The sequence below is a fragment of the Psychrobacter sp. CAL346-MNA-CIBAN-0220 genome, assembly GCF_040309805.1.
Classification (GTDB): Bacteria; Pseudomonadota; Gammaproteobacteria; order Pseudomonadales; family Moraxellaceae; genus Psychrobacter.
On sequence record NZ_JBEOPF010000118.1, the window covers coordinates 1 to 285 of the forward strand.

At 41.1% G+C, this 285-nt stretch carries 1 pseudogene; it reads right to left on the reverse strand.

What is annotated here, in order from left to right:
* A pseudogene (locus AAEY88_RS12945) lies at positions 1-285 on the reverse strand (hypothetical protein); the annotation flags it as partial.

Genomic DNA, 285 nt, shown 5'->3' on the forward strand with positions numbered 1-285 from the left:
CGTTAGGGCTTGATAAAATAACTTTTGTTTTGAGGAGAGTTCTTTTAATTCTTCTTCACGCTGACTTAATTCTTTCGCCAGTGACTCAATTTCAAGTAGTTTGTCGTGCAGGTCAAAGTTTTTTTCTATAAGCCTATCTAGCATGCCTTGAGCGGTAATATGAGTGCGAATGCGTGCTCTAACGAGCGCTAGCTTGTAAGGTTTGTGTATGTAGTCAATTGCGCCCATAGCAAAGCCTTTTTCTTCAGACTCTTCTTCGGTAAGCGCAGTTACAAATATGACGGG